We start from the raw sequence: 16,571 nt of genomic DNA, 5'->3' as shown, positions 1-16,571 counted from the left end.
TGGCAAACTACAAATTCGAAAAAAGTTAGAAACAATCTATACTCTTTACTCTTTATTCTTGCCTCTCCTTTTACTTCCGACTCCTGACTTCGATCTTCGGTCTTCTTTCAATCTTTCAATCTTTCAATCTTTCAATCTACTTAAACTAAAAAGTACACATATATAGTGTTGTTTGCGTGAGGGATCGAAGCGGCATCCTTTATGAGGCACGAAGAAAGATAAAGCGTAGAGCCCGACCCGAAGGGACACGCCATTAATAAAGTGTTTAGTGATCAGCAGGCAGTCTTCAGTTTGCAGTAAGTTTATGGTTTTTAGTTAATGGTTAATGGTTAATGGCAAACTACAAATTCTATAAAGAATACAAAAATCTATACTCTTTATTCTTGTATCCCCTTTTACTTCCGGCTTCGGTCTTCGGACTTCTTTCAATAAGCAGTAAGTTTTTAGTTTTTAGTTAATGGTTAACTACAAATTCGAAAAAGAGTTAGAATGCATCTATACTCTTTGCTCTTTATTCTTGCCTCTCCCATTATACTCCCGACTCCCGACTCCTGACTTCGGTCTTCGGACTTCTTTCAAACAAGAATAAAGACTGATAAAAAAGTAGTAGATAGAAAAATAATTAGCCTAACTTTTATTCTATATATATACAGATTTTGTAAATTTATAAAAAAGATAAACTATGTTTTCAAAAAACAAAATACAACCGAAACACGAAATAGAGCTTGACCAACATGAATTAATTGAAAAAGCACAGGCGAGGATTCGACAAAAAAAGAGATTGTATTACCACTTTGTAATCTTTTTGATAGGATGTGTAATAATGATTGTAATGAATAAGTTTTTAAAATATGGCGAATCATACAATTGGTTTATATGGGGAATTTCTGCTTGGGGATTCTTATTTTTAATGCATATTATTAATGTATATGTAACAGATAGATTTTTGGGGAAAGAATGGGAAAGGAATCAGCGTGAAAAATTAGTTACTAAACAGAAAGACAGAATTGCTAAATTGCAAGTGAAAGTTGAAAAGGAATTTCCATTGGAAAATAACACTGAAAATACTTTATAATTAATGATTACAATGATTGCTGCAGCTGCAGAAAACAATGCTCTTGGAAAAGACAATGATTTGGTTTGGCATTTGCCAGACGACTTTAAAAGATTTAAAAAGTTAACAACAGGACATGCTATAATTATGGGTCGCAAAACATATGAGAGTTTCCCTAGTCCGCTGCCCAACAGAAAACATATAATAATTACTAGACAGAAAGATTACAAGCCCGCAGATGGTTGTATTGTTGTCAATAATATAGAGGCCGCTATTAAGGAAGCTACAGATGATGAGCAACCTTTTATTATTGGTGGTGGCGAAATATATAAACTTGCTCTCCCATTTTCTGATAAAATTGAACTGACACGCGTACATGGAACTTTTGAAGCGGATGCTTATTTTCCAGAAATTAATACTAAGGATTGGGAATTAGTATCTGAAGAACACCATGAGAAAGATGAAAAACACAATTATAGCTTTACTTATTTGACTTATATTAGAAAGGAATAATTCAGATTAATTTTACAAACATTACCCCAAAGAAAATGGATAAATAATATTAAGGGTTGGATTCTAAATTTAGATTCTGACCTTTTTTTAATAGGCTGCTGAAAAACTGTTTCAAACATAATGCCCCTTCCTAATAAACAGGGATTAAAACTCCAAATAAGAGACTTTACTTTCTACAGCATATTCTCCTAATAAGGACTTTAAAACTTCGACTTCTTTATTGGTGTAAAATTCAATGACTGCCTTGTTATTACTATTATTTAGAAGTAGATTCTCCTGTAGTACCTTTTGTGTTTGTTTTGCAACAGCACTACCAGAATCTATAATAGTTACTGTATTTGGCAGTATTTTTTTTAACTGCGGGATAAGATATGGGTAATGTGTACAGCCTAGTACTAAATAATCAATATTTTCTTTCACCATTGGCGTGAGGTATTTTTGCAACAAAACCTCCACTTCTTTACTTTCAATTTGACCAGCTTCTATTAAAGGAACTAATCCGTCTCCAAATTGCTCAATAACCTTTCTGTCTTTAGCATACAAAGCAGTTGTTTTTGTAAATAAACTACTTGCCAAGGTTCCTCTAGTTGCTAACACTCCAACTACCCCTGTTTGAGAATTCAAAACTGCTGGTTTAATAGCTGGCTCAATTCCAATAAAAGGAACTTTATAGTTTTCTCTTAAATAATCTATAGCGTTTGTTGTTGCAGTATTACACGCCACTACAATAATTTTACATCCTCGAGACAAGAGGTAATCTGTATTTTTAATACTTAATTGGAGTATTTCTTTTTGTGTTTTCTCTCCATAGGGCGCATATTTACTATCTGCCAAATAAATAGTAGCCTCTGAAGGCAGTAATTTATAGATCTCTTTCCAAATGGAAGTTCCTCCAACACCAGAATCAAAAATACCTATAGGTTGTGTGTTCATAATAGTAAAAATAAAAAAACTGCCTACATTTCTGTAGACAGTTTCGAATATTTTAATAAAAAATTAATTTGTTTCTTAGAAACCTAATTCTTTTTTTACGTCTGCCATGATATCAGTACCTTCAGCTAAAATAACTCCAGATCCTGGAGAAGCATCTAATACATACTGGAAACCTTTTTCTTTCCCTACTTTCTGAATAGCATCATTTGCTTTCTGCATAATAGGCTGAAGCAATTCAAGCTCTTTTTCTTGAAGTTCTTTTTGCGCTTGTTGCTGTGCTTGCATGATTGTTTTTTGCATTCCGTCTACTTCTGCAGCTCTCTTTTGATTTTCATCTTGAGATTTTGTAGCAGCCTCATTTTGGTAAAGCGACATTTTAGTTTGAAGTTCTTGGTAACTTGTTTTAATATCGTTTTGATAATTCTCGCTTAATTTTTGCAATTCAGCCTGTGCAGTTTTCATTGCTGGCATGTCTTTCATTAATTGCTGAACATCAATGTGAGCTACTTTACTCTGAGCAGATGCAAAACTTATCGATCCTACTGCTAATACAACTGCAATTACTAATGTTTTAAAGTGTTTCATGGTTTTCTAAAATTTCTAAAAATATTTACTTGTTAATTAATTACTCACTAAAAGTGAGATTTAAATTTTTCAACTACTGTGTTGAATCCTTTATGTTGCAGCCTTTTTTTTATCTTTAATTGATATTATTTTAGGCTCCATATTTATTCTCCCTCTTCGTTTTCCGTCGTGTTTGAACTTTTATTTTCTTCTTTTAATCTTTCTCTTTCTTCAAGTTTAGCTTTTCTTCTGGCCTCCCTTTCTTCTAACATTTTTTGTCTCCGCTCTTCGTATGCTTTTTTCCTCGCTTCAATTTCTTTCAACTTAGCTTCTCTTCTCGCTTCTACATCATTCGCTATTGTTTCCTTTTTCTCCTCGTAAGCTTCTTCTCTAGCTTTTAGCTCTGGATCTTTCTCTTCTTCCTGAAATTCATCCAAGGCACTATTAGGCGCTTTCCTATCTTCTTGCTTTCGGGTTACATTAATACTTCTTAAAATCTGCTCACTTATGTCGTGGCGCTTATCGGAGTACAACATAACAACATCTGCTGATTTATCAAAAACAAAATCGTATTTTTTATTAGCAGCAATTTCTTGAACAGCATTAAAAACTTGATCTTGAATAGGTTTCACTAACTGACTTCGTTGTCTAACTAGATCGCCTTGAGGTCCAAATCTATCTTGCTGGTAATCTTTCATCTGTCTTTCCAAAGCGTTGATTTCCTCTTCACGCTCTTGAATAAGTTCTTTTGTTAGAAGAATTTTCTCAGCATTTAGATCAGCCCACATCTTTTGGATAGTCTGTTCTTGATCTTCCGCTTCACCTTTCCATTTTTGCACTTTAGAAGCCAATTGTTTATTTGCCATTTGATATTCTTCTACATTTTGTAAAATGTAATCCATATCAACATAGCCAATTCTTACTCCTCTCTGTGCAATACCAGAAAACGTACTAAAAGCTATCAATATAAAAAGAACATAAGTTTTCATCCTTCTAAATTTTTAATTTCTGAATACGAAGAAAACAAAAATTTCTTACTTATCAATCTTTCTAAGTAATAGATATTTATAAAAACATAAATTATATAGAAAATATCGTGCCACAAATTAAAATTGTTGTCCAATAATAAAATGTGTTTGCCATCCGCTAGGTTCAATCTGCCCAGGGATAGGATCAAATCCATACCCAAAGTCAATTCCTAACAATCCAAAAGCAGGCATAAATATACGTACTCCAAGTCCTGCAGAACGTTTTAGGTCGAATGGATTATAACTTTCTAAGTTGTCATAAGACGCTCCTCCTTCTAAAAATGATAATGCATATATCGAAGCAGTTGGTTTCAATGTAATAGGATAACGCATTTCTAATGAGAATTTATTATAAACCGTAGATCCATCATTTCCAGAAAGCGACTGGTTTGGATATCCTCTTAATTGTATATTCTCTCTACCATCTAAAGTATAATTTCCTAATCCGTCTCCCCCAAGGAAGAAACGCTCAAATGGAATTACCCCTCTATCTTGATTATAAGCTCCTAAGAATCCAAACTCCATTCCTGTTTTCATTACCAATTTAGCAAATAAATTAGTATACCAGTTTCCGCTGAATTTTACTTTATAGAACTCTAACCATTTATATTTTTCTTGATCTATTTTTTCTGCATCAGGAATAATTTCGTTGTTAGGCCCTACAGTTTGATAATCTGGATCATCTCCTAGATTTGCATAATCTATATTATTAAATAATGAATATGGTGCTGTTAATTTTAAACTAATACTAAACTCAGAACCTGCCATTGGGAAAATTGGGTTTACCGAAGTATTGTTTCTAGACAATGCTATGGTATAGGCTAAGTTATTAGAATATCCGTTAGGGAAATTAAACAACGAAGTTTGATAATTTTGAAGATCGTAATGCTGAAAACTCAAAGCATGAGATAACTGGAAGTAGTTATCTGGCCAATTTAAACGTTTTGCCAAACCTACCGTTGCTCCTGTAATTACAAAACGCTGATCTTTATCGGCATCTCCTGTTCTAGGATTGTATCTAAACTGTAGCGTACGGTTTATAGAAGTAGAAAACTGTACAGGTTTTTTTCCTCCCATCCATGGCTCCACAAAAGAGAAGCTATATGTTTGGAAAAATCTACTTGCTTGCAAACGCAACGACAGTCTTTGTCCGTCTCCCATTGGAACTGGCTTATACGCTTCTTTATTAAAGATATTTCTTATGGAAAAGTTATTAAAAGAAAGCCCTAAAGTTCCTATAAAACCTCCTCCACCGTAACCACCTTGGAGTTCAATTTGACTAGATCCTTTTTCTGCTACCGCATAATTAATTCCTACTGTTCCGTTTTGTGGATTTGGGTCTAAGATTTCTGGAGCTATACTTTCAGGATCAAAATAACCAAGTTGCCCTAGCTCTCTAATAGTTCTTACCACATTATCTTTAGAATATAACTGACCAGGTTTAGTTCTTAGCTCTCTATAAATTACGTGGTCGTTTGTTTTATCGTTCCCAGTAACCGTTACATTTTCAAAATAAGCTAATTTCCCTTCAATAATTCTTACTTCAAAATCTATGGTATCATTTTTGGCAGAAACCTCAACAGGATTTATCTGCGAAAATAAATATCCATTATTTTGATATAAGTTGGTAATATCTTGTCCATCTGGTTTTGTTTGGTCTGCAATACGCTTATCAAATAAGACTCCATTATATACATCTCCCTTTTTTAATCCTAAAACACGACTTAATTGCTCGTCGGTATAAGCAGCATTTCCAACAAAATCAATTTCTCCAAAGTAGTACTTATCTCCTTCTTCTAAATCAATCTGGATATCTATAGTACTATCGTCATTATAAAGAATAGAATCTCTAGTGATACGTGCATCTCTATACCCTTTCTCTTTATAGGCATCTACAATAGACACTAAATCTGCATCAAAATCTTCTGGAATAAACTTTGATTTCTTCCAAAAACGCAACACCATTTTTTCTTTGGTGTTTTTCATTGCAGATCTAAGTTTCTTTTCGCTTAGTTTTTCATTTCCATTAAAGGAAATGTCTTTAATCTTAACTTTTTCACCTTTATCTATTCCAACTACCATTTTAACAGCATTCACCTCAGAGGTATCTGGAATAGTGTTGATATTTACTTTTGTATTTAAATATCCTTCTTTTTTATATTTATTTACTAGGTAGTTTCTTGTATTTGAAATATAACTCTCAGTAACCTTTTTCCCTTTTTTAAGATCGGCATCCTTTTCAATGTCGTCAATTTTTTTCTTTTTTATTCCTGTTATTTTAACATCAGAAAGTGTTGGAAGTTCGGTTACATTAAGTTCGAGGAAAATTTTATTTCCTTCAATTTTAGTTTTGTAAACATTAATATCACTAAAAAGGTTTAAACCCCATAGTTTACTAATAACTTCACTTATTTGTTCTCCAGGAACGGTAATTTCTTGACCAGTTCTCAAACCGGTATATGTTATAACTGTTTGCTCATTATAACCTTTTACACCAGTTACCTCAATTCCACCAAGAATATATTTCTTACCTTTATCGAAAGAAGTTTCTTGCGCATTTAAATAATTAGTGAAGGATAGTAATAGTAAAATAAATACACCCAAATATCGTTTAGACATGATATTTTTAGTTAAGTTGTTCGCTTGTCTTTCCAAATCTACGTTCTCTGTTTTGATAATTTATTATTGCTTCCCACAAGTGCTCTTTGGTAAAATCTGGCCAAAGTGTTTTCGTAAAATACAACTCAGCATATGCAATCTGCCAAAGTAAGAAATTACTTATTCTATGCTCTCCACTTGTTCTTATAAGTAGGTCTACATCGGGCAAATCTTGCGTGTAAAGATGATTATTAATTATTGATTCGTCAATAGAATCTATAGAAATTATATTATTTTTAACTTTCGTACATAGCTGTACTACAGCATTTTTTAATTCTTCTCGAGCCCCATAACTCAATGCCAAAGTAAGTGTCATATGTGTATTATCTTTGGTTCTCTCCATTACTTCCAAAAGTTCTTCGCGTACTTTTTGAGGAAGTGTTTCTATGGTTCCGATAGCTTTAAGCTTGATATTTTTTTCGTGAAGCGTTTGAAGTTCTTTTTTAAGAGAAGAGACTAAAAGTTTCATAAGGGTATCTACCTCCAACTTTGGACGGTTCCAATTTTCCGTAGAAAAAGCGTACAACGTTAAGTTTTGAACACCTAAACGCGCACAACCTTCTACCACTTCTTTTACAGCTTTGGCTCCATTTTCATGACCAAAAACTCTAAGTTTTCCTTTCTGTTTAGCCCAACGTCCATTACCATCCATGATAATAGCTATGTGCTTAGGTAGATTTTCCTTATTAATTAACTCTTCATTCATTACTCATCAATCAAAACAGCTATAACACGGTCGTTCTCCAAATGTATAGGTTAATGTTAACCCAGAGAAAACATACCAGTCATCGCTAAAGATATTTCCAAACTTCAAATCTTCGTTATTAGGCAGAAGTGTGTTAGGATTACTTCCATCTAAATTATCGGTAAAAGTATAACGTGCTCCAATCTCTGCTGCGAGAATGAAACGCGAGCTTATTTTACCCTTAACTCCTATTGCCATAGGGATTGCAAATGTAGTTTTATTTCCAGATACTTGAGCATTATTGGTTGTATAATATAACTCATCATGCAAAAAAACTGAAACTCCTCCATATAAATAAGGAGTAATGGGTCTTTCGAAATCACTTTGATCGAATTCTAGAAAATTAAATTCCATCCCTAGCGAACCTTCTACAATTCCATTAGAAAAACTATAATCGCGTTCTTTTCTAGCAGAATTATCAGAATCTCTATCTGCAGCATGCAGTGTAGAAAATGTAAAAGAAGCTCTATATGCGTAGCGCTTGCTTATATTCCACTTAAACACGCCTCCAGCTGCAAAGCTATTAGGTTTTATGTACCAAGAAGACCCTACATCTCCAATGTAATTACTTCCACCTGCAAATACCCCAGCCTCAAACATCTGAGCATAAGATATTGTTGTGGTTAACATAAGCGCAATAGCTAAGATTCTAAAATTCATACCTTTTCAAAGTTTGCAAATATATACATTATGATATTTTATGAGTAATATCATTTAAATGAATGTGCTTGTAAAACAAAATTTGTGAAAAATTATTGCCTTCATTGGGATTAATTACGTCTATCTTCTCCCCATAAAAGCTTATTTCGGAGGGTTTTAAGAAAACTCTCTTCTTTAAGGTCTACCAATTTTATAGTAAAAGGGGCTCTTTCAATAAAAATTTCTGTTTCGTTATTTAATGTTGCTATTCTAGAATCTAAAGAAACTAAGAAGGTATCTTCTCGTCCAGAAACTTTCAAGCGGATTTTTGTTTTATCAGGAATCACCAATGGGCGTGCGTTTAAATTATGCGGCGCAATAGGCGTTAAAGCTAGCGCATCGGTACTTGGCGCAATTACGGGACCGTTACAACTCAAAGAATAACCAGTTGACCCTGTTGGCGTTGCCACTATGAGTCCGTCTGCCCAATAAGAAGTTAAATATTCTCCATCCAACCAAGTTGCAATAGTAATCATAGAAGTTGTATTTTTTCTGCTGACAGTAATTTCGTTTAGCGCAAAATTTACTTCTGTTTGATCTTCCATTGGAGTTTCTGCACTTACTTGAAGTAAAGCTCTTTTTTTAACCTCAAATCTATTTTTAAGCACCTCCTCTATTGCTGCTTCTATATTTTCTTTTTGCACGGTTGCCAAAAAACCTAATCTCCCTGTATTAATTCCTAAAATTGGAATATCAAGATCCCGTACAAAAAGAACCGTACGGAGCATGGTTCCATCTCCACCAACACTTAAAAAAATATCGAAGGAATTATCTAAATCGTTAAAAGAAGAAAACGTTTTGTAGGCTTCGGTAATACCAAGTGGTTCTTTTATTTGCATTAAATACTCACTTTCCAAATACACCTCGGCTTTATTGCGTTGTAATACTTCTAAAAGTTTAAGAATGTATTCTTCAGAATCTTCTTTGTAATACTGACCGTAAATACCTACTTTCATTAGCTATTTTTTATTGCTGAAATATAATAATTCTTTATCGACTTATAGAACTCGCGCACATTTTAAGTCGGCGTCAAAGTTATATTTTTAGAAATTTATCTAAGTAATTAGATCTATCTTTTAGGGCTTCAATATAAGAATCTTCTTCATTCCCAGCTATAATATTATAACTATACCTTCTAAAAGCCTGAATAATATTATTTAGACCAGAAGTTCCGAGCTTTAAAGTTATCTGCGTTACATCTCCCTCTTCATCAGAAATAAAAGCACCAAGTAATTTTCCATCGTTGCTTTCTACAATCTGAGAAATTTCACTAAAAGAATAATCTATATTTCCTTTTTCAATTATAAGAATTCCTCCAGGTTCATTTAAAAAAGGAGTTTCTTTAAACAAATTCATAATATCAATAAGCTCATAATAACCAATGTAAATATTGTTTTCATCTAAAACAGGCAATACATTAGCGTTATATTTTGCAAATGCCTCCAGCACATCCAACCAATTGGTATGCTTTTGCACATAAAATAAGTCTAAAGCATACAGATAATCGCTCACTTTTTTTTCAGGATCAAAACCCTGAACATCGTCTTCAGAAATATTTCCGAGCAGCCTATTATCTTCAACAACGGAAATATGTGTATTGGTACAATCAGAAAACATTCCTCTAACCATTTTTACCGGATAGTTAGGCAATAATGGAAGGATATCATTATTTATATAAGAATGTATGTTCATAACACAATTATTTCTTTGGCAAATTAATCAATTTCTACCACAAAAAGGCAGGCTTTAACTACTAAGTAAAAATGAAATAACACTATCCTGCTATCAATATTACAGGATTCATTAATTTTAATGCTTTTTGAGCTTGGTATGCGGGGGACTACTTTGTATTTTTGTAGTCAATTAATATGATTTTATTTTCATGACAAAGTTAAGCGTTAACATAAATAAAATTGCAACCCTTAGAAATTCTAGAGGCGGCAATGTTCCCAATCTTTTACATGTTGCTAAAGACATTCAAGATTTTGGTGCAGAAGGTATTACTATTCACCCAAGACCAGATGAGCGACACATTCGGTATCAAGACGCAAGGGATCTACCAAGTGTAGTACATACCGAATATAATATAGAGGGAAATCCTATAAAAAGTTTTATGGATTTAGTATTAGAAGTAAAACCTACGCAAGTAACTTTGGTTCCAGATGCAGAGGATGCCATTACTTCTAATGCTGGTTGGGACACTATTAAATACAAAGATTTTTTAGTTGATGTTATTGCTGAATTTAAAGCGAATAACATTAGAACCTCTATTTTTGTAGACCCTATTTCTAAAATGATTGAAGGCGCTGCTGAAACAGGAACCGACAGAATTGAGCTTTATACGGAAGCCTACGCTAGTGAATTTGAAAAAGGGAACAAAGACGGCATCAAACCATACATTGAAGCTGCTTTGGTTGCCAATAAAGTTGACTTAGGCATCAATGCTGGTCATGATTTAAACCTTGAGAACACTGCTTATTTTAAGCAAAACATACCAAATTTATTAGAAGTTTCTATTGGACATGCGCTTATTGCAGAATCTCTTTATTTAGGCCTCGAAAATGTAGTACAAATGTATTTGCAAAAACTAAAATAATTTTTTAGACAGCTAAATGTCTCATTGAAAAAATGACACTTATTAATCTTTGAATCCAATAATTTTTAAAACTCCTTTAAATCATGCAAATTCTTAAATCTAAAGTTATAGGAAAGGGTAAACCATTAATCATCTTACATGGTTTCTTAGGAATGTCCGACAACTGGAAAACCCTTGGCACTAAATATGCAGATGAAGGATTTGAAGTACATTTACTAGACCTCAGAAACCACGGAAAAAGTTTTCATTCTGAAGATTTTTCCTATGAAATCATGGTAGAAGATGTTTTAAATTATCTTGATTTAAATGATTTAGAAGACATTAACATAATTGGTCATTCCATGGGAGGCAAAGTAGCCATGCTCCTTTCGGTTACAAATCCTGAAGTTATAAAAAGATTATTAATTGCAGATATAGCTCCAAAATATTATCCACCACATCATCAAGATATTATTAAAGGATTAAAAGCTTTAGATTTTACCAAAATTTCTTCCCGCACCGAAGCCGACGAAGAACTATCCAATTATATTACCGACTGGGGTACGCGCCAATTTTTATTAAAGAATTTATATTGGAAAACAAAAGAAACTTTAGGATATAGATTTAATTTGGATGTTTTAGCGGAATCTCAAGAAGAAATTGGAGAAGCCCTTCCTTCTCAAAAAACGTTTCAAGGAAAAACACTTTTTTTAAGAGGATCAAAATCTGAGTACATATCTCCAAACGATACAGAGCTTATAAAATCTCATTTCCCTACAGCTTCTGTAGAAATTATTGACAATGCAGGTCATTGGCTTCATGCAGAAAATCCAAAACAATTTTTTGAAAAATCACTAACATTCCTTAACTCATAAATGTTAATTTTTTAATGATTTTTAAATATCAGTAGCCTCAAAATTGCAGATGAATAATTTTATATTAATTTTGAATAGCTAATATTCATAATTCTAAATTAACAAATTCATGAAAAAACTTACGCTTTTGGCGATGGTATTGCTTACTAGTGCCTTGACTTATGCTGGAGGATATCGAATTTCTTTGCAAGGACAAAAGCAACTTGCCATGGGGCATACTGGAGTAGCTGTTATCAACTCTTCGGAACTTGTCTTCTTCAACCCAGCTGGTCTTACTTTCTTAAACGAAAAATTTACTGTGAGTGGAGGCGCAAATGCCGTTTTCGCAAATATCAGTTTTCAAAACGAACAATATGGATGGTATACTGAAGCAAACAACCCTGTTTCTACTCCATTTAATGTATATGCCGCTTATAAAATTAACGATTGGGCTAGTGTAGGATTAGGAATCTACACTCCATATGGTAGTGGTGTTGAATACCCTACCAACTGGGAAGGCTCTCATTTAATAAACGACATTAGCTTACAAGCTATTTTTATTCAGCCTACACTCTCTATTAAAATAAATGATAAAATTAGTATAGGAGGGGGACCTATTTATGCTACTGGAGCTGTTAACTTCAATAGAAATATTGACCGTACCACCACAAATACAGAAGGAGAAAGAGCCAATGTTACTATTGACAAAAGCGGAATTGGTGCTTGGGGATATAACCTTGGTTTAATGGTTAGACCTACCGAAGAATTTACTTTAGGTATTAATTACCGCTCCGAAATACAAATGGATGCTAAAAATGGTGAAGCAGATTTCCAAAACGTCCCATCTGGAGTAGCTCCATTGTATGAAGGGGTAACTTTTAACGCTTCCTTACCTTTACCAGCAGAATTAACTGTTGGAGCTTCTTACGCTATTAACGACAAATGGTTGGTTGCTTTTGATTACAACCGAGCTTACTGGAGTGCTTACGAAGCATTAGATGTTATTTTTAGTAATGGACAAGAATCTTTAAATCCTCGTAATTATAAAAATGCATCCACTTATAGATTTGGACTGCAATACAAAGCCACCAATCGTTTCACGTTAAGGGGTGGATATTATTTTGATGAATCTCCTGTGCAGTCTGGATATTTTGCTCCAGAAACACCAAGAAACGATTCTGATAACTTTACTGGAGGATTCACTTTCCAATTAAGCAATCGTTTTGCTTTGGATGCATCCTTCTTATACATCCACTTTGATGAAGTGGACGAGTCTTACGATTATTATCAAGAAAATGGTCAAAATGTGCCATTTGGAGGGACTTATAAGAACAATGCTTTTGTTCCAGGCTTAGGAATCACTTACGGATTTTAACAAATGCTAATTATTAAGAAAATGAAAAAACTACTATATATATCAATTGCAGCTATTGCATTGACTTCTTGTCAGCCTGAATTTAACGATCCAGTAGACGAACAAGGTTTTTACTCAAGCGGCGATGCCGACTTTTCAAACTTTGTTGCTGTTGGAAACTCTCTTACTGCCGGGTATGCAGATGGCGCATTGTATCTAAACGGACAACAAAACTCTTTTCCAAGCATGCTAGCTATACAATTTAAGCATGTTGGTGGAGGAGATTTTACACAACCATTAGTAAACGACAATTTTGGAGGATTATTAGCAAATGGAAATCAAATAATGGATAACCGTCGTGTTATAGTACTTGGAACAGACGGAAGTCAGACACCAGAAATCTTAGACGGAACCCCAACTACAGATATTTCAAATGTACTAGAAGGTCCTTTTAACAATATGGGAGTTCCTGGTTCTAAAATTTTTCATTTAGTTGCCAACGGTTACGGAAATATTGCTAATCTTGAAGTAGGCGCAGCAAATCCATATTTTGTAAGAATGGCAAGCACTACAGATGCTTCTATTATAGAAGATGCTGCTTCTCAAAATCCAACTTTCTTTTCACTTTGGATAGGAAATAACGACATATTAAGTTATGCAACAAGCGGTGGAATTGGAGTAGACCAATCTGGGAATTTAGACCCTACTACCTATGGAGAGAATGATATTACAGACCCAAATGTATTTGCTAAAGTATATAACGATTTACTTACAGCCCTTACAAACGGAGGCGCTAAAGGGGTGGTAGCAAACATTCCAAATGTTACAACTATACCATATTTTACTACGGTACCTTACAATGCTATCCCATTAGACGCACAAACTGCAGGTGTTGTAAACCAAGCATATGCGCAATATAATGGCGGATTACTACAAGCGCAATCTTTCGGTTTAATAACTGCCGAAGAAGTAGCGCAACGTACAATACAGTTTAGCGCTGGACAAAATGCAGTTGTAATATTAGATGAAGATTTAACAGATTTAACAGGCATAAACCCAGGACTTACAAATATGAGACAAGCTACGGCTGAAGATTTACTTCCGCTAACAACCTCCTCTATTTTAGGAACATTGGCAGACCCAAATAATCCTCAATCAATTATTGGTGTTGCTGTCCCTCTAACCGACGGTCAAGCTTTAACTGCTACAGAAATTGAAATGGTAACAAATGCACAAACAGCCTACAATGCAACTATTGAAGCGCTAGCTACTCAATACGATTTAGCTTTTGTAGATGTAGAAGCATTGATGAATCAATTGGCAAATGGTGGAATTTCATTTGATGGCGGAAACATTACCAACACCTTTGCTACTGGTGGCGCTTTCTCTCTTGATGGTGTGCACCCAACACAAAGAGGTTATGCAGTAATTGCAAACCAAATTATAAATGCTATTAACGAAAAATACAATGCTACTATTCCAGCTTTAAACCCTGGAGCATATCCAACTATTTTTGTGAAATAATATTATATCTTACTAAGTTTTCAAAAGCGCCTGTGTAAAACAGGCGCTTTTTTTATATCTTTAATACATAACAATTTAAACCAATCATAATGAAATTTATAATCAAAATACTTTTAACAGCTATCTCCGTAGTTATTTTAGCAAAAATACTTCCTGGCGTAGGCGTAGAAAGTTACGGAACTGCAATAATAGTTGCCATAGTTTTGGCGCTATTAAATTTTATAGTAAAACCAATTTTAGTAATCCTTACCCTTCCAGTTACCATTATTACATTAGGGTTATTCTTACTAATTATTAATGCCTGTATAATTTTACTTGCAGATTATTTTGTAGGTGGATTTTCCGTTGTAAACATATGGTGGGCATTATTATTCAGTTTACTACTATCTATTCTACAGTCTATTTTTGAATCTTTAGTAGGCGCAGAATAAATCTCGATTATTAACAAAAAGTGATTAAATCTTCTTAAAAAAGAGCATTTATTTCAGTTTAAAAATCTTAAAATTTTAATAAAATAAGACATCATAAAAGTTAACCAATTACCATTTAATGCCCTTATTTAGGACTTCTAAATGAAAACTGGAAAATAAAAATTAAGAATTTGTTTTTCAGCCTTTTAAAAACTTGGTTAACTTTTGAAAATGTTTTACTTTTGCATGCCCATTTACGGGCTATTAAATATTTTTTGAGAATGAACATTACGAAAGAGCAAATTGACGATTTAAATGCAATAGTAAAAGTTGCTATTACAAAAGAAGATTACAGCGATAAAGTAGATAGTATTTTAACCGACTACCGAAAAACTGCAAACATCCCAGGTTTTAGAAAAGGACATGTTCCAATGGGATTGGTTAAAAAGCAATATGGAAAAGCTGTTTTAGTTGATGAAGTAAATAAGCTTTTACAAGATTCACTAAACAAATATCTTACTGAAGAAAAATTAGACGTACTTGGAAATCCACTTCCTAAAGCACAAGATGATTTAGATTGGGATGCTGAAAATTTTTCTTTTGAATTTGAATTAGGTCTTGCTCCTGCTTTTGATGTTGATTTAAAAACTAAAAAAGCAATTACTCAATACCAAATCATTGCAGACGATAAAATGATTGATGAGCAAGTTGATAGAATTGCAAAACAATACGGTAAATTAATCGCTCAAGACGAAGTTACAGAAGAAAGTGAAGTTACTGGAGTTTTTAAAAATGAAGAAAAAGGACTTGAGAACAGAACAACACTTACTTTAGACAAACTTAAAGGTAAAAGAAACCTAAATAAATTTGTTGGTGCTAAAGTAGGAGATACTTTAGAACTTAAAACTAAAGGACTTTTTGAAGACGATCATGATTTGATTAACTTCTTAAAAGTAGAACATGATGAGGCTCACGATTTAGAAATTGAAGTTACATTTACAATAGATGAAGCTAACAAAAGAGAAGCTACCGAATTAAACCAAGAGTTATTTGATAAGCTTTTTGGTGAAGGTGTTGTTACTTCAGAAGAAGAAATGAGAGCTAAAATCAAAGAAGATGCTGAAAAGCAATTTGCTCAACAAGCAGACCAAAGACTTTTAAATGACATTACTGAATATTTAGTTGAAAATACTAAATTTGACCTTCCAGCTGAATTCCTTACCAAATGGATTCAAGCTACTGGAGAGAACAATCTTTCTGAAGAAGAAGCTAGCGAAGAATATGCTAAATCTGAAAAAGGATTAAGATATCAACTTATCGAAGGAAAAATTATTAACAACAATGACCTTCAAGTTAGTTATGATGAGCTTAAAGAATTTGCTAAAAAATACGTACGTATGCAAATGGCACAATTTGGGCAAACAGATCCAGAGGAAGAAGTTCTAGAAAACATTTCTTCACGTGTTTTATCTAATCAAGAAGAAGCTAAAAGATTGTCTGAACAAATAATGAGCGAAAAACTTGTGAATTTATACAAGGAAAAAGCAAACTTAAAGACAAAAGAGATTACTTACGAAAACTTTGTTAAAGAAGTTTATGGGTAAATCCTTATAAAATAAATTAAGTATCTTTAAGGCGTTAAACTGTAAGTTTTAACGCC

At 33.4% G+C, this 16,571-nt stretch carries 16 protein-coding genes; 8 read left to right on the top strand and 8 right to left on the bottom strand.

Going from position 1 to position 16,571, the window contains the following annotated elements; genetic code table 11:
• Positions 1-682 precede the first annotated feature (682 nt).
• Together JOOMADRAFT_RS06675 and JOOMADRAFT_RS06670 are read left to right on the top strand one after the other, a co-directional pair.
• Positions 683-1,075, top strand: a complete 393-nt coding sequence (locus tag JOOMADRAFT_RS06675; RefSeq protein WP_008612135.1) for a 2TM domain-containing protein — start codon at positions 683-685, stop codon at positions 1,073-1,075.
• Positions 1,076-1,078: 3 nt separating this feature from the next.
• Positions 1,079-1,567: a dihydrofolate reductase gene (locus JOOMADRAFT_RS06670; RefSeq protein WP_040879591.1), complete on the top strand. Its 489-nt coding sequence runs from the start codon at positions 1,079-1,081 to the stop codon at positions 1,565-1,567.
• A 144-nt stretch (positions 1,568-1,711) separates the two neighbouring features.
• On the opposite strand, the gene murI is transcribed toward JOOMADRAFT_RS06670, so the two are convergent.
• The 8 genes from murI to JOOMADRAFT_RS06630 form a co-directional block, all read right to left on the bottom strand.
• Complete coding sequence (gene murI, locus JOOMADRAFT_RS06665; RefSeq protein ID WP_008612133.1) at positions 1,712-2,500, bottom strand: glutamate racemase; 789 nt, start codon at positions 2,498-2,500, stop codon at positions 1,712-1,714.
• Between the two features lie 75 nt (positions 2,501-2,575).
• Positions 2,576-3,085, bottom strand: a complete 510-nt coding sequence (locus JOOMADRAFT_RS06660) for an OmpH family outer membrane protein (protein ID WP_008612130.1) — start codon at positions 3,083-3,085, stop codon at positions 2,576-2,578.
• A 143-nt stretch (positions 3,086-3,228) separates the two neighbouring features.
• Positions 3,229-4,053, bottom strand: a complete 825-nt coding sequence (locus JOOMADRAFT_RS06655) for an OmpH family outer membrane protein (protein WP_008612129.1) — start codon at positions 4,051-4,053, stop codon at positions 3,229-3,231.
• 117 nt (positions 4,054-4,170) lie between these two features.
• Positions 4,171-6,711 carry an outer membrane protein assembly factor BamA gene (bamA, locus tag JOOMADRAFT_RS06650; RefSeq protein ID WP_008612128.1) on the bottom strand — a complete coding sequence of 847 codons (2,541 nt, stop codon included), beginning with the start codon at positions 6,709-6,711 and terminating at the stop codon, positions 4,171-4,173.
• Between the two features lie 7 nt (positions 6,712-6,718).
• Positions 6,719-7,456 (bottom strand): isoprenyl transferase, encoded by a 738-nt coding sequence (locus tag JOOMADRAFT_RS06645; protein WP_008612127.1) that lies wholly within the window; start codon positions 7,454-7,456, stop codon positions 6,719-6,721.
• A gap of 6 nt (positions 7,457-7,462) precedes the next feature.
• A complete protein-coding gene (gene porG, locus JOOMADRAFT_RS06640; RefSeq protein ID WP_008612126.1) occupies positions 7,463-8,155 on the bottom strand; it encodes a type IX secretion system protein PorG in 693 nt (230 codons plus the stop codon).
• Positions 8,156-8,265: 110 nt separating this feature from the next.
• Positions 8,266-9,150: an NAD kinase gene (locus JOOMADRAFT_RS06635; RefSeq protein ID WP_008612125.1), complete on the bottom strand. Its 885-nt coding sequence runs from the start codon at positions 9,148-9,150 to the stop codon at positions 8,266-8,268.
• 79 nt (positions 9,151-9,229) lie between these two features.
• Positions 9,230-9,886 carry a CBS domain-containing protein gene (locus tag JOOMADRAFT_RS06630; RefSeq protein ID WP_008612124.1) on the bottom strand — a complete coding sequence of 219 codons (657 nt, stop codon included), beginning with the start codon at positions 9,884-9,886 and terminating at the stop codon, positions 9,230-9,232.
• A 190-nt stretch (positions 9,887-10,076) separates the two neighbouring features.
• Between JOOMADRAFT_RS06630 and JOOMADRAFT_RS06625 the strand changes: the two genes are divergently transcribed.
• The 6 genes from JOOMADRAFT_RS06625 (at position 10,077) to tig (ending at position 16,515) form a co-directional block, all read left to right on the top strand.
• Complete coding sequence (locus JOOMADRAFT_RS06625) at positions 10,077-10,790, top strand: pyridoxine 5'-phosphate synthase (RefSeq protein WP_008612122.1); 714 nt, start codon at positions 10,077-10,079, stop codon at positions 10,788-10,790.
• An 83-nt stretch (positions 10,791-10,873) separates the two neighbouring features.
• On the top strand, positions 10,874-11,644 hold the full coding sequence (locus tag JOOMADRAFT_RS06620; protein ID WP_008612120.1) for an alpha/beta fold hydrolase: 771 nt from the start codon (positions 10,874-10,876) through the stop codon (positions 11,642-11,644).
• A 109-nt stretch (positions 11,645-11,753) separates the two neighbouring features.
• Positions 11,754-12,998 carry an OmpP1/FadL family transporter gene (locus JOOMADRAFT_RS06615; protein WP_008612119.1) on the top strand — a complete coding sequence of 415 codons (1,245 nt, stop codon included), beginning with the start codon at positions 11,754-11,756 and terminating at the stop codon, positions 12,996-12,998.
• A gap of 21 nt (positions 12,999-13,019) precedes the next feature.
• On the top strand, positions 13,020-14,501 hold the full coding sequence (locus JOOMADRAFT_RS06610) for an SGNH/GDSL hydrolase family protein (protein WP_008612118.1): 1,482 nt from the start codon (positions 13,020-13,022) through the stop codon (positions 14,499-14,501).
• Between the two features lie 89 nt (positions 14,502-14,590).
• Positions 14,591-14,932, top strand: coding sequence for a phage holin family protein (locus JOOMADRAFT_RS06605; protein WP_008612117.1), 342 nt, complete (start codon positions 14,591-14,593; stop codon positions 14,930-14,932).
• A gap of 260 nt (positions 14,933-15,192) precedes the next feature.
• Complete coding sequence (gene tig / locus JOOMADRAFT_RS06600) at positions 15,193-16,515, top strand: trigger factor (protein WP_040879587.1); 1,323 nt, start codon at positions 15,193-15,195, stop codon at positions 16,513-16,515.
• Positions 16,516-16,571 lie beyond the last annotated feature (56 nt).

Source organism: Galbibacter orientalis DSM 19592, from assembly GCF_000260115.1.
Taxonomy (GTDB): domain Bacteria; phylum Bacteroidota; class Bacteroidia; order Flavobacteriales; family Flavobacteriaceae; genus Galbibacter; species Galbibacter orientalis.
The sequence above is the reverse complement of the archived record's forward strand: the minus strand, read 5'-3'. Positions and strand labels throughout refer to the sequence as shown.

What these genes read in the sequence shown, in the direction of transcription:
- JOOMADRAFT_RS06675 (WP_008612135.1), top strand. Translation starts at nt 683, where the DNA reads ATGTTTTCAAAAAACAAAATACAACCGAAACACGAAATAGAGCTTGAC.
- JOOMADRAFT_RS06670 (WP_040879591.1), top strand. Translation starts at nt 1,079, where the DNA reads ATGATTACAATGATTGCTGCAGCTGCAGAAAACAATGCTCTTGGAAAA.
- murI (WP_008612133.1), bottom strand. Translation starts at nt 2,500, where the DNA reads ATGAACACACAACCTATAGGTATTTTTGATTCTGGTGTTGGAGGAACT.
- JOOMADRAFT_RS06660 (WP_008612130.1), bottom strand. Translation starts at nt 3,085, where the DNA reads ATGAAACACTTTAAAACATTAGTAATTGCAGTTGTATTAGCAGTAGGA.
- JOOMADRAFT_RS06655 (WP_008612129.1), bottom strand. Translation starts at nt 4,053, where the DNA reads ATGAAAACTTATGTTCTTTTTATATTGATAGCTTTTAGTACGTTTTCT.
- bamA (WP_008612128.1), bottom strand. Translation starts at nt 6,711, where the DNA reads ATGTCTAAACGATATTTGGGTGTATTTATTTTACTATTACTATCCTTC.
- JOOMADRAFT_RS06645 (WP_008612127.1), bottom strand. Translation starts at nt 7,456, where the DNA reads ATGAATGAAGAGTTAATTAATAAGGAAAATCTACCTAAGCACATAGCT.
- porG (WP_008612126.1), bottom strand. Translation starts at nt 8,155, where the DNA reads ATGAATTTTAGAATCTTAGCTATTGCGCTTATGTTAACCACAACAATA.
- JOOMADRAFT_RS06635 (WP_008612125.1), bottom strand. Translation starts at nt 9,150, where the DNA reads ATGAAAGTAGGTATTTACGGTCAGTATTACAAAGAAGATTCTGAAGAA.
- JOOMADRAFT_RS06630 (WP_008612124.1), bottom strand. Translation starts at nt 9,886, where the DNA reads ATGAACATACATTCTTATATAAATAATGATATCCTTCCATTATTGCCT.
- JOOMADRAFT_RS06625 (WP_008612122.1), top strand. Translation starts at nt 10,077, where the DNA reads ATGACAAAGTTAAGCGTTAACATAAATAAAATTGCAACCCTTAGAAAT.
- JOOMADRAFT_RS06620 (WP_008612120.1), top strand. Translation starts at nt 10,874, where the DNA reads ATGCAAATTCTTAAATCTAAAGTTATAGGAAAGGGTAAACCATTAATC.
- JOOMADRAFT_RS06615 (WP_008612119.1), top strand. Translation starts at nt 11,754, where the DNA reads ATGAAAAAACTTACGCTTTTGGCGATGGTATTGCTTACTAGTGCCTTG.
- JOOMADRAFT_RS06610 (WP_008612118.1), top strand. Translation starts at nt 13,020, where the DNA reads ATGAAAAAACTACTATATATATCAATTGCAGCTATTGCATTGACTTCT.
- JOOMADRAFT_RS06605 (WP_008612117.1), top strand. Translation starts at nt 14,591, where the DNA reads ATGAAATTTATAATCAAAATACTTTTAACAGCTATCTCCGTAGTTATT.
- tig (WP_040879587.1), top strand. Translation starts at nt 15,193, where the DNA reads ATGAACATTACGAAAGAGCAAATTGACGATTTAAATGCAATAGTAAAA.